Origin of the sequence: Kitasatospora sp. NPDC097643 (assembly GCF_040302625.1) — a bacterium.
Taxonomy (GTDB): Bacteria; Actinomycetota; Actinomycetes; order Streptomycetales; family Streptomycetaceae; genus Kitasatospora.
This window is the reverse complement of the sequence record NZ_JBEOSA010000122.1, coordinates 1-11027: the sequence shown is the minus strand read 5'-3', so window position 1 is coordinate 11027 and position 11027 is coordinate 1. Positions and strand designations below refer to the sequence as shown.

Sequence of the window (11027 nt, the reverse complement as noted above, 5' to 3'; positions counted from 1 at the left end):
ACCCACAAATTCCACAAACAAACCAACCACCACGACACCCACAACTACCAAACCACCACCCACACCACCCACAACAACACCAACGAATAACAGCGGATAACTCACAGCGCGAGAAGGCCCGCCGACGGAGCGGGCCTCCCGCACACGACCGCCACGAAGGAATGGGAGAGCAGCAGCATGAGCACAGCACCACTGTCACGACGCACGGTGATCACCGGCCTCGCCGCGGCCGTGGTCGGCTGGAACGCCACCACCCGCGCCTGGGCCACCACGGACGACGCCGTCGACGCGACAGCCGGCCGGCTGTCTCCCGTGCCGGCCCTGGAGGGCAGCCTCACCACCACGGCGGCGACGATCAGCGAGTTCAGCAACGACTTCGGGCGGCTGGTCTCCGCCGCCCCGCACGCCGTGCTCAAGCCCGGGTCCGTCCAGGACATCGTGAAGATCGTCAACTACGCGCGCTGCAACGGCCTCAAGGTCGCCATGAACGGGCGCAGCGGGACCGGCACGGACCTGGAGTCGCACTCCAACTACGGGCAGGCCGCCGTCCCCGGGGGCATCAGCATCGACGCCCGCTGCCTGAACCGCATCATCTCGATCGGCCCCACCAGTGCGGTCGTCGAGCCGGGTGTCACCTGGGCGCAGCTGACCGACGCCGCGCTCGCGCAGGGCCTCACCCCGCCCTGCCTGACGGACTACCTGCACCTGTCGATCGGCGGCACGATCAGTGTCGGCGGCATCGGGTCCACGGTGCAGAAGTACGGGCTCCAGGCGGACACCGTCGAGTCGATCGACATCGTCACGGGCACGGGCCGGCTGCTCACCGCCTCCCCCACCCGCAACCGCGAGCTGTTCGACGCCGCGCTGGGCGGTGCGGGCCAGGTGGGCGTCATCGTGCGGGCCACCGTGAAGCTGGTCCCCGCCCCGGAGCGGGCGCTGGTGTTCCTCCTGTACTACGACGATCTCGCCACCTATCTCGCGGACCAGGAGCGGCTGCTGGTGGACGGGCGGTTCGGCAGCCAGGTCGGCGAGGTGCTGCCCGCGCCGAACGGCGCGCCGCCCCGCTACAAGATCGAGACCGTCGCCTACTACAACGGCACCACGCCGCCGGACCGCGCGACGCTGCTGCGTGACCTGCGCCCGGTCGCGTCGGACACGGTGATCACCGACCAGACGTACCGCGAGTACACCTTCCGCGTGGACGCGTTCGCCGACAGCCTCAAGTCGGGCGGGTACTGGAACCAGCCGAAGCCCTGGCTCAGCCTCTTCCTGCCCGCCTCGCAGGCCGGCACGTTCATGCGCACCGTGGCCCAGACCCTCTCCCCGGACGACCTGGGCGCCGGGCTGCTGCTCTTCTACCCCTTCTTCACCAACAAGATCACCCGCCCGTTCGCCATGACGCCGAGCGAGCCCATTGCCTACCTGTTCGACCTGCTGGCCTTCCCGCACCCCACCACCGACACCTCCCAGATGCTGCCGCGCAACCGTCGCCTCTACGACTACGCCGTCAGCCTCGGCGCCAAGCGCTACATGGTCGGTGCGATTCCGCAGATGACCGCGGCCGACTGGCAGCGGCACTACGGCGCCCGCTGGAGTTCCTTCGCCGCCGCCAAGCGCCAGTTCGACCCCGCGTACACCCTGACCCCGGGCCAGCACATCTTCGGCTGACCCCTCGCCGTCAGCCACCCAGGCCCCCGACCGAAAGGCCCGTACCGTGGACCGTTACGACATCGTCGACTCGACCATCATCAACGCGCCCGTCGACCAGGTCTGGCGCGAGCTCATCGCCGAGCTCAACGGCGCCGCCAACTGGTGGACGCCGCACAACACCTTCGAGCCCGGCTTCACCGGCCCCGAGCACGTCGGCGGCACCACCCTCGTCACCGTCCACACCAAGGGCGTCGACAAGGGCGGACCGAAGCTGCGGTTCACCGCGACCACCACCTCCGTCACCCCCGGCCGGCAGCTGGCCGCCGACTACACCGACGGCGCCTTCCGCGGGCGCAGCGTCTTCGACCTCACCCCGGTCGACGGCGACACCCGGACCCGGCTGTCGATGACGTTCACGGCCACCCCGCAGGGCTGGCTGAGCATCCTCGCCAAGGTCGCCAACATCGGCGCGCAGCACTCGCAGGCCACCCAGAACGCGTTCTCCCACCTCAACACCCGCCTCACCAGCAAGGGCACCCGATGACCACCACCGTCGAAACCACCCGCCCGCAGGGCCGGGTCGCGCCCGCGCCGCTGCCCGGTCCGCACGCCGTGGCCGTCACCGACCGCACCGTCCACACCGACGACGGCGCCCGGCTGGCCGTCACCCTGTACCACCCGGCGGGGGCGGCGGAGTCGGCCGGTGCGGGGCCGGTGGTCGTCCTGGCGCACGGCTGGGCCGCCGGCCGGACGGTCTGGCACGAGATCGCCGAGCTGCTGGCCACCGCCGGGCACACCGTCGCGGCCTACGACCAGCGCGGGCACGGCTCGGCCACGCTCGGCTCCGAGCCGGTCGGCATCGAGCGGCTCGGCCGCGACCTCGGCAGCGTCGTGGACACCGTCGCCCCGGAGGGTCCGGTGGTGGTCCTCGGGCACTCCGGCGGTGGCTTCGCCGCGCTGGCCTGGGCGGCGCGGCTGTTCGCGACGGACGCCCCGGCGGCCCGCGCACGGCTGGCGGGGCTGGTGCTGGCCGGCACCGCCGCGCACGGGCAGGACACGCCCGCCAGCGAGGTCCGGATGATGGGCGCCAAGCCGTTCGCCCGCGCGCTGCGCACCCCGTGGCTGGGCCGTCGGCTGCTCGGCCAGACCGTCGGTCCGACCGCCGCGTTCGAGGTCCGCGAGCGCAACCGCCGGCTGTTCGCCGCCTGCGACCGTACGGTGCGCGCGGCCTGTTTCGCCTCCACCCAGGGCATGGACCTGCGTCCGGGCCTGGGGCGGGTCACCGCCCCCGCCGTGGTCGTCTCGGGCAGCGCCGACAAGGTCGTCGACCCGGCGCTGAGCCGGGTGCTGGCGGACACGCTGCCGGAGGCGCGGTTCGAGGAGGTGGCGGGCGCCGGGCACATGCTGCCGCTGGAGACGCCCGACCGGCTCGCCCGGCTGGTGCACGCCCTGGCGAGCGAGTCCGCCGGCCGATGACCGTGTCCGCCGCCGCAGCCGCTGTCCCGGCCGCTCGAAGCGGTCGGGACACCGGCGTCGAGGGGTTCGTCGAGGGGTTCGTTGACGGGGACGTCGACGGGGACATCGGCGGCGCGGGCCTTCCGGGGTACGGGCTGGGGACGGTGCTGCCGGCAGGGGCGCGGTGGGCCGAGGCCTTCGGCGCCCCGCCGGACGGCCCGCTGCTGGGCCCCGAGGTCGATCACATCGCGGGCCGTTCCCCGCGCCGCCGGCGCCAGTTCACCGCCGCGCGGACGCTCGCCCGCCGCACCCTGGCCGCCCTCGGGCACCCGCCGGTCCCGCTGCTCCCCGGTCCGGGCGGCGCGCCCGGCTGGCCCGTCGGCATCGCCGGCAGCATCACGCACTGCGACGGCTACACCGCCTGCGCCACCGCCCGTACCACCCGGCTCGCCTCCCTCGGGATCGACGCCGAGCCCGCCGAACCGTTGCCGCGCGGCGTCCTCGCGCTGACCGCCTCCGAGGCCGAACTCGGCCGCCTCGAAGCCCTCCCGGCCGGTCAAGTCCCCTGGGACCGGCTGCTGTTCAGTGCCAAGGAGGCGACGTACAAGGCGTGGTTCCCGCTCGATCCCCGGTGGACCGGGCTGGCGACCATCGAGGTCGAGCTGGGCGTCGACGCCACGTTCACGGCCCGGCATCCGCACGACCCCGTGCCGCGGAGGGGGCGTTGGACGGTCCACCGGGGCATCGTGCTCACCGCGCTCGCCGTCCCGGCGCGGGGTCTTCGTGCGGACAAGTGGCGCTGATCCTGGACGCTGACAGATGATTTGACGTCCAGTCATTTGACAGACTCTTGAGCAGCCGACCGATGACCACGGAGAAGGGCCCGGCCCATGGAACTGGCACGCACGCTCACCCTGATCGCCGCCACCGTCACCTGCGGGCTGACCGCCGGGCTGTTCTACGCCTACTCCTGCTCCGTCATGCCGGCCCTGCGGCGCACCGAGGACCGGACGTTCATCGAGGTCATGCAGCGCGTCAACGTGGCCATCCTGAACGCCTGGTTCGTCCTCGGCTACGTCGGCGCGCTGCTGGCGACCGCCGCGGCGGTCGCCCTGCACCTGCCCGCGGACGGACACCACGCGCTGGCGCCGACCGTCGCCGCGCTCGTGCTGTACGTCGCGGCACTCGGCGTCACCCGGTCCGTCAACATCCCACTGAACAACGAGCTCGCCGCGGCCGGGGACCCGCGCCGGATCGCCGAACCCGCCGCCGTACGGGGCCGGTTCGAGGCGCGCTGGGTGCGCTTCAACGTACTGCGGGCGCTGCTGTGCACCGGTGCGCTCGGCTTCCTCGCCTACGCCCTGGTCCTCAACGGGAAGAGCTGACGGGCCCGTTACCCCAATCGGCCGCGTTGTCGCGGACGGCCTCGATGAAGCCGGCCTCGTGGAGGCCGGAGCCGGGCGGGAGCGGGCGGCCGTAGGCGGTGGCGATCTCGGTGAGGCCGGTGAGGCGGATGGTCCAGCCGTGCTCGGCGAGCCAGTGGTGCGTGTCGGGGCCGAGGCCGCCCTCCCAGAGGTCGGTGACGTGGGCGAGCGACGGGTCCCGGGGTGTCCGGGCGACGTCCCGGCCCTTCTCCAGCAGCAACCGGCTGCCGGGGGCGGAGAGTTCGCCGACCGCGGCGAACAGGGCGGCCGCCTGCTCGGCGGTGAGGTAGACCAGCAGGCCCTCGGCGAGCCAGGCGGTCGGCCGCCGCGGATCGAAGCCCGCTGCGCGGAGGCGGCGCGGCCAGTCGGGGTCCAGCAGGTCGCCGGGCAGAGCGGTGCGGGCGCAGCCGGGTTCGGCGCCGTGATCGGCGAGCACCTGTTCCTTGAAGGCCAGGACGGGGGCGAGGTCGAGCTCGTACAGCCGGGTGCCGGACGGCCAGTCCAGCCGGTAGGCGCGGGTGTCCAGGCCCGCCGCGAGCAGCACGACCTGCCCGGCGCCGGCGGCGAGCAGGCGGTCGTCGTAGAACCGGGTGCGCAGGATGCTGTGGGCGACCAGGCTCCGGGCGAAGGCGCGGTCGGGCTCGACGGCGCGCACCGGCATCCCGGCGGCGGCCGCGAAGGCGGCAGCGTAGGGGTCGACGAAGAGCGGTTCGGGCTGCGCGCTCTCGTGGGCCCGCACCCGCGCAACGGACAGGGCCGTCCGGGAGACCGGGCTCAGCGGTTCGGCGTTGGTCGTCATGCCGAGAATGTACCTCGCAGCGGCGGGGAACCACCCGGCAGGATCGGCGAGTTGCCGGGTCGTCACCGTTGTGACCCGAGTTCCACAAGTACGTGACAGCGGGCAGCAGTTCCGCACCGGTCGGGCGGGTTGCCTGGCATCATCCGAGCTGTGTCCGGGGTTTCCCGGGCACGGCGGACACCTCGGAGTGCGGTGGGTGGGGGGGGACGTGGGGAACGTGGCGGACGCACGGAGGCAGGACCGGCGGCCGGTCGGCAGGCTGGTGCTCAGGGTGGTGGTGCAGGGGGTGCTGCTGGCGGCCGGGCTGGCCGTCGTCGGGCTCGGGTTCGCCCGGTTCGTCGACGCCCACGACGTGGTGGTGGCGCACCGCTCCGCCCCGGTCTGCGGCAGCGCCGACATCCCGCCGGGGGCGGACTGCGCGCAGCGGGAGAGCGGGCGGGTGACGGACAAGAAGGAGCAGCACGACAGCGACTCGGACTCCTACATCCTGACCGTCGCCCGGGAGAAGGCCTCGCCGGAGACGTACTCCGTCGGGGAGGCGTTCTACGACGACGTGTCGGTCGACACCGTCGTGGACCTGAAGGTCTGGCGCGGCCGGGCGATCGAGGTCAGCTATCACGGGCACCGGGCCGAGGTCCCGAGCACCCCGTGGATGTCCTCGCTCTGGGTGGGGCTGCTGATCGGCCTGGGGACCGCGCTGACGGCGGCCGGGTTACTGGGGCCGCGGCTGCCGGACGTGGCGAACCTGGTCGGGGTGATCCTGTTCGTCGGCATCATCACCTTCATGGGCGCCTCGATCCAGCTGATGGGCCGCTTCTCGCTGCCGCTGGCGCTGGCGCTGAGCATCACGGCCTGGCTGATCACGGTCGCGATCAGCACCAGCATCGCCATGGAGTAGGGCGCCGGCCGGGGGCGGCCCCGCCGGGTGTCGGTGCGGCGGGCTACGCTCCCGGCCATGACTGCTGCGGTGCACATCCCCGAATACCTGGACGACGGCGAGGAGTTGCTGGCGGGTGAGGACCTCGCGGGCGATCCCGCGTTCTGGCTCGCCCACCTGCTGATGACATTGGGCTCCGGGGACGAGGACGTGGCGTCGTACGGGGTGGACCCGGACGCCCACGAGGCGATGCTGGGGCGGCTCTCCGACGCCGGGCAGCCGTGGCTGGTGCTGCGGGTGCCGTTCACCGGCGGACACACGGCCTGCGTCGCGTACGTCGCCTACGAGGACGAGAGCCTCGTGGACTTCTTCGTCCGGCATCCGCGTTGGGGGCGGCTGGGCTACCTCGGCCAGTTCGGCCCGCACGGTTCGGGCCCCGGGCTGTCCTGGTCCGAGTTGCTCACGCTCGCCCGGGGTGGCCGGGAGGGGGCCGACGGCCTGTCGGATCCCGCGCAGCGGCTGCTGCTCCTGCTCCCGGCGCTGGGCGACGCGGACACGCCCCCGGAGGCGTCGGACCTGGTGGCGCGGGCGCTGGTCGAGGTGGGGATCCGGCCGGAGGCGGCGCCCGGGCTGGCCGCCGCGCTGCTGGACGAGCCCGCGCGGCACCTGGAGCCGCACTGGCGGGTCACGGACGACAGCCCGCTCGCCGTCTGCTCCTCCGAGTACAGCCCCCGGCAGATCCCGCTCGCCCTCGGGATCACGGCGGAGCATGCCCGCGCCCTGGCCGACGCACTCGGCTTCACGCCGGCGCAGGGGGCGGCGGGTTAGCGGCTGTCCGGCAGCCCCGCCCAGTACGGGGCTGCCGCGTTGACCGGAGGCGGCGTGACAGGTTGTCAGGTTCTCGTCAGCCTGGATACCATGTCACACCTCGCCCCTGCCCCCACCGGGAGGACACCCGTGCGCCGCAGCCGGACCGCCTCGACCCTTCTCGCCGCCGCCCTCGCCTCGGTACTGCTCAGCGGCGCACCCGCGTTCGCCGCACCCGCACCTGCGCCCACGCCCGCCGAAAGCGGCAGCTCCGGGGACGGCCGGCACGAGGTGGAGGTGTTCGCCGAGGACGGCGGCATCTCCCGGGCCCGGGTGCCGGGCGCCTCCCCGTACGCGGCCGCCCCCGCGCCCGGCGTGGCGCCGCTGGCGGGCGACGGGGACGTCACCGCCCTGGTGCGCGGCGGCGATCCGGCCACCAAGCTGGACGTGGTGGTGATCGGGGACGGCTACGCCGCCCAGGAGCAGGACAAGTTCCGCGCCGACGCCACCGAGAAGTGGCGCGAGATCACCGCCGTCGAGCCGTACAAGACCTATCGGGGCCTGTTCAACGTCTGGGCGGTGTCGGCCGTCTCGCAGGACTCGGGCGTCACCGGGGATCCCGACCAGGCGACGGTGCGGCACACCGCGCTCGGCTCGTACTTCTGGTGCGACGGTGTCGAGCGGCTGCTCTGCGTGGACGAGAAGGCCGTCGACCGCTACGCGGCGAAGGCCCCGCAGGCGGACCTGGTGATCGTGGTGGCCAACAGCGCCAAGTACGGCGGCGCCGGCTACAACGACATCACCTCCCCGCTCGGCTACGAGGGCATCGCCACGGTGGCCGGCGGCAACGCGCGGTCCGGGCAGATCGCCGTGCACGAGACCGGGCACTCGCTGGGCAAGCTGGCCGACGAGTACGCCTACGAGGGCCAGGGCACCTACCACGGCGACGAGCCCGCCGAGGCCAACATCAGCACGCTCACCGCCGACCAGCTGCGCGCCCAGCGCACCAAGTGGTACCGCTGGCTCGGCCAGACCTCCCCCGACGGCGGCCCGGTCGGCGCGTACGAGGGCGCCGGCTACTACCCGGCCGGGCTGTTCCGCCCGACCGAGAATTCGATCATGCGGTCGCTGGGCCGGGAGTTCAACCTGCCGGGGCGCGAGGCGATGATCGCCGGCTTCTACCGCCACGCGACCCCGCTGACCAGCTCGACCTCCACCGATACCTGGCTCACCCCGGCCGACCGCCTCAGCGTCGACCTGCCCGTGCCGGGCACCCGGCTGCGCTGGTTCCTGGACGGCCGCGAGCTGCCGCAGCTGCACGGGCGGACCACAGTGGAGGTGGCCGCGCTCCACCCGGCCGGCCCGCGCCACCTGCCCCACCTGCTGACGGCCGTCGCCACCGACCCCACCCCCGCGGTGGCCGACCCGGCGCTGCGCGAGAACCTCACCGGGAGCCTGTCCTGGGTGGTGCTGCCCTGACCCGGCGGCGGGAGGACGGATGACGGACCGGTCTGGACCACGCCGCCATCGGGCGGCGCGGTCCAGACCTCTTGGCGGTGCATCAGGGTGCTCCGGCGATGACGTCACAGGCGCACGGGCCTACGATGACGCCGCCGGCACGGGCCCACGAGGATGCCGCTGGCGCGCGAGCCTACGAGGACGTCGCAGGCCCGCGCGGCGGGTTGCGGCGCAGCGGGGCGAGTTCCCGGGCCAGGGCCCGGACGTCGACCGCGATCCGCCCGGCGATCTCGCGCGGGCCGAGCCCGGCCGGGAGCCGCCGCGACCAGGAGCGCGCGGCGGCCGGACCGTCCTGGACCATGTGGAAGTTCAGCCGCACCACGCCCGCGACGTCGACCAGGCTCACCAGGATCCGGGTGTCCGAGAAGTCGAGCGTGACCTCGTTCCCGATGCACGAGCACGCCACCAGGCCCTCGATCTCCTCCTCCGCCAGATATCTGGCCAGCGGTACCGCCCGCCCCCGGACCACGAACGGCCGCGCCTCCGACTCCATGGACCCCGCCCCCTCCCCACCCACGCCGGATTCCGGGCCCGGCCGGGGCGCCGAAGCGGGGCCGCAACAGCCGGGCCCGCCCATGCTCCACCCACAGCGCCGTGAACGCCAACTCCAGGCGTCTTCACGGAACTTGACCAACAGCACCCACCCGGCGCACCGGCGCACGCTCCGGCGCACCCGGCCGTCGTCCGGGCCGCCGGGCACCCTCCGAACGGCAGCACAACGGCAGCACAACGCCACCGGAACGCATCGGACCGCATCGGCACTCATCGGCACGCACAAGTGCCCGTCCGCGTACGGCGGACGGGCACCTGCCCCGGCAACCCCGGTACGGGGGCGGGACGTTCAGCGCGAGGAACGGCCGTGCAGGACCAGCGCCCGGGTCAGCGACACCAGACCGGCCGTGCACAGCAGCGTGCGCAGCATGTTGGCGGCGACCCAGGTGCCCTCGAACTTCGTGCGCACGGCGGCGAAGTCGTGGATCTGGGACGGGTCACCCGCCTGCGCCAGCTCGTTGTTCAGCGGGATGTTCACGCCCATGGTGACCATCAGCGCGACCACGTACAGCACGGTCGCCGCCGCCGCCCACAGCGCGACCTGCCGCCGCCCCGCCTTGTGCTGCAACCACGCCGCCACACCGGTGGCCAGGAACGCGCCGACGAAGACCAGGCCGAACAGCCCGTTCTCGATCGACTTGTTGATGTGCTGCATCGCCGTCACGTACGTCCGGTCGTCACCGGCCGCCAGGCCCGGCATCACCGACACGTCGAAGGCGAAGAACAGGCCCGCCATCAGCCCCATCGCAATGGTCGCCGCCACCAGCACCGGGCCGGCGGCCTTGCTCTGGCCGGCGACGGGCAGGCCGTGCCCCGAACTCCCCGGGCCCGGCCGGCCGAAGGCCGACGAAGTCGAGTAGGACACCGGTACCGCAGTCTGATCCGAACGCATCTCAGGACCCCTTCACTCTCCCGGCCCCCGCACCGCACGGGGGCCGCACGGCACCGCGCGCGGCGAGGCCGACGAACATCGGAACAAGCGACACCGCCCACCGTGCAGCGGGCTGCGCAACACGACCGCGACTAGCGGAACCCGGCTCACCGGCACGGCTGTTGCGCTCCGCACCGCTGTTGCGCTCCGCACCGCCGTGCCGCCGACCGGTCACCGCACCGGCTCCAGGGTGCGCCGGTAGCGGCGCTCCAGCAGGGTGCGGCCGAGCAGTCGCACCGGGGCCGGGATGGTCGCCGACACCGCCCGCACCGAGGCGGCGTCCGCGCCGTCGAACATCCACGGCTGGAGGTACGTCATCACCTGGGTCGGCGCGCTGCCGATGATCCGGCGCTCCACCCGCAGGTACTCGTCCTTCGGCAGGCCCGCGACGGCCGGGAACACCACCGGCTCCTCGTGCCGCAGGTGGTCGCGGATCAGCGTCTCGAAAGCCTCTGCGGCTTCGGGCAGTTCGGCACTCCGGCCGGATCCGAGCACGGCCGCGACCTCGGCCATCACCCGGTCCAGCGCACTGTGGTCCGCCTCCAGGACGCCACCGTCGTCGAAGCCGGCCACCCGCTCGCGCAGGAACGGCCAGAGGATCTCGTCCTCGCTGTGGTGGTGCCAGTCGATCACCGCGCGCAGCCGTCCGAACCAGTCCGTCAGCGCCGCCGACAGCGGCTGCCGACGGGCGGCGACCGCGCTCAGCCGCGCGGCGTCGCGGCGCATCGCCACGTGCATCAGCGCGAAGCCCCGGACATGTCCGGGCAGCCCGCCGGGGCCCTGCTCGGTCGACCACACCTCATCGCGTTCCGACATGTCCAGACCTCCACGGTCTCTCAGGCCCTCCGGGGAGGACCGCCAACGCCCTTCCGGGGACGGCCGGTTGGGGCCGCGCCTCGGAGGAGCCCGATCAGACGTCCCAGACGCCGGTGGCCGCGGCCTCGCGGGCGTACTCCGCGAAGTCCTTCGGCGCACGACCCAACGCCTGCCACACCCCGTCCCCCAACGACGCGT

The 11027-nt window shown here is 73.4% G+C and carries 12 protein-coding genes; 8 read left to right on the top strand and 4 right to left on the bottom strand.

Features of this window, described 5'->3' with window-relative positions:
• The first annotated feature begins 177 nt into the window (after positions 1-177).
• The 5 genes from ABTY15_RS38805 (at position 178) to ABTY15_RS38785 (ending at position 4490) form a co-directional block, all read left to right on the top strand.
• Entirely contained in the window at positions 178-1668 is a 1491-nt protein-coding gene (locus ABTY15_RS38805) for an FAD-binding protein (RefSeq protein ID WP_350607066.1), read from the top strand.
• 46 nt (positions 1669-1714) lie between these two features.
• The gene (locus ABTY15_RS38800; RefSeq protein ID WP_350607061.1) at positions 1715-2194 is read left to right on the top strand and encodes an SRPBCC family protein; all 480 of its coding nucleotides are present in this window, start codon (positions 1715-1717) and stop codon (positions 2192-2194) included.
• The gene (locus ABTY15_RS38795; RefSeq protein ID WP_350607057.1) at positions 2191-3126 is read left to right on the top strand and encodes an alpha/beta fold hydrolase; all 936 of its coding nucleotides are present in this window, start codon (positions 2191-2193) and stop codon (positions 3124-3126) included. The genes ABTY15_RS38800 and ABTY15_RS38795 overlap by 4 nt, the downstream gene beginning before the upstream one ends.
• Entirely contained in the window at positions 3123-3908 is a 786-nt protein-coding gene (locus ABTY15_RS38790; RefSeq protein ID WP_350607052.1) for a 4'-phosphopantetheinyl transferase family protein, read from the top strand. Before ABTY15_RS38795 ends, ABTY15_RS38790 begins: the two co-directional genes overlap by 4 nt.
• Before the next feature lie 87 nt (positions 3909-3995).
• On the top strand, positions 3996-4490 hold the full coding sequence (locus ABTY15_RS38785) for an anthrone oxygenase family protein (protein WP_350607048.1): 495 nt from the start codon (positions 3996-3998) through the stop codon (positions 4488-4490).
• Here ABTY15_RS38785 and ABTY15_RS38780 read toward each other — a convergent pair.
• Positions 4474-5328 (bottom strand): SAM-dependent methyltransferase, encoded by an 855-nt coding sequence (locus tag ABTY15_RS38780; protein WP_350607046.1) that lies wholly within the window; start codon positions 5326-5328, stop codon positions 4474-4476. The two genes, ABTY15_RS38785 and ABTY15_RS38780, sit on opposite strands and share 17 nt — an antisense overlap.
• 217 nt (positions 5329-5545) lie before the next feature.
• Here ABTY15_RS38780 and ABTY15_RS38775 point away from each other — a divergent pair, with 217 nt between their 5' ends.
• The 3 genes from ABTY15_RS38775 (at position 5546) to ABTY15_RS38765 (ending at position 8491) form a co-directional block, all read left to right on the top strand.
• Positions 5546-6226 (top strand): hypothetical protein, encoded by a 681-nt coding sequence (locus ABTY15_RS38775; RefSeq protein ID WP_350607042.1) that lies wholly within the window; start codon positions 5546-5548, stop codon positions 6224-6226.
• Positions 6227-6283: 57 nt separating this feature from the next.
• The gene (locus ABTY15_RS38770; RefSeq protein ID WP_350607038.1) at positions 6284-7033 is read left to right on the top strand and encodes a hypothetical protein; all 750 of its coding nucleotides are present in this window, start codon (positions 6284-6286) and stop codon (positions 7031-7033) included.
• Between the two features lie 129 nt (positions 7034-7162).
• Positions 7163-8491: a M64 family metallopeptidase gene (locus tag ABTY15_RS38765; protein WP_350607036.1), complete on the top strand. Its 1329-nt coding sequence runs from the start codon at positions 7163-7165 to the stop codon at positions 8489-8491.
• A 172-nt stretch (positions 8492-8663) separates the two neighbouring features.
• Here the strand turns inward: ABTY15_RS38765 and ABTY15_RS38760 are convergent, their stop codons facing one another.
• From ABTY15_RS38760 to ABTY15_RS38750, 3 genes are all read right to left on the bottom strand, one after another.
• On the bottom strand, positions 8664-9023 hold the full coding sequence (locus ABTY15_RS38760; protein ID WP_350607031.1) for a hypothetical protein: 360 nt from the start codon (positions 9021-9023) through the stop codon (positions 8664-8666).
• Between the two features lie 348 nt (positions 9024-9371).
• The gene (locus tag ABTY15_RS38755) at positions 9372-9974 is read right to left on the bottom strand and encodes an anthrone oxygenase family protein (RefSeq protein ID WP_350607029.1); all 603 of its coding nucleotides are present in this window, start codon (positions 9972-9974) and stop codon (positions 9372-9374) included.
• A 210-nt stretch (positions 9975-10184) separates the two neighbouring features.
• Entirely contained in the window at positions 10185-10829 is a 645-nt protein-coding gene (locus ABTY15_RS38750; protein WP_350607026.1) for a hemerythrin domain-containing protein, read from the bottom strand.
• Between the last annotated feature and the right edge of the window lie 198 nt (positions 10830-11027).

What these genes read in the sequence shown, in the direction of transcription:
- ABTY15_RS38805 (WP_350607066.1), top strand. Translation starts at nt 178, where the DNA reads ATGAGCACAGCACCACTGTCACGACGCACGGTGATCACCGGCCTCGCC.
- ABTY15_RS38795 (WP_350607057.1), top strand. Translation starts at nt 2,191, where the DNA reads ATGACCACCACCGTCGAAACCACCCGCCCGCAGGGCCGGGTCGCGCCC.
- ABTY15_RS38790 (WP_350607052.1), top strand. Translation starts at nt 3,123, where the DNA reads ATGACCGTGTCCGCCGCCGCAGCCGCTGTCCCGGCCGCTCGAAGCGGT.
- ABTY15_RS38785 (WP_350607048.1), top strand. Translation starts at nt 3,996, where the DNA reads ATGGAACTGGCACGCACGCTCACCCTGATCGCCGCCACCGTCACCTGC.
- ABTY15_RS38780 (WP_350607046.1), bottom strand. Translation starts at nt 5,328, where the DNA reads ATGACGACCAACGCCGAACCGCTGAGCCCGGTCTCCCGGACGGCCCTG.
- ABTY15_RS38770 (WP_350607038.1), top strand. Translation starts at nt 6,284, where the DNA reads ATGACTGCTGCGGTGCACATCCCCGAATACCTGGACGACGGCGAGGAG.
- ABTY15_RS38760 (WP_350607031.1), bottom strand. Translation starts at nt 9,023, where the DNA reads ATGGAGTCGGAGGCGCGGCCGTTCGTGGTCCGGGGGCGGGCGGTACCG.
- ABTY15_RS38755 (WP_350607029.1), bottom strand. Translation starts at nt 9,974, where the DNA reads ATGCGTTCGGATCAGACTGCGGTACCGGTGTCCTACTCGACTTCGTCG.
- ABTY15_RS38750 (WP_350607026.1), bottom strand. Translation starts at nt 10,829, where the DNA reads ATGTCGGAACGCGATGAGGTGTGGTCGACCGAGCAGGGCCCCGGCGGG.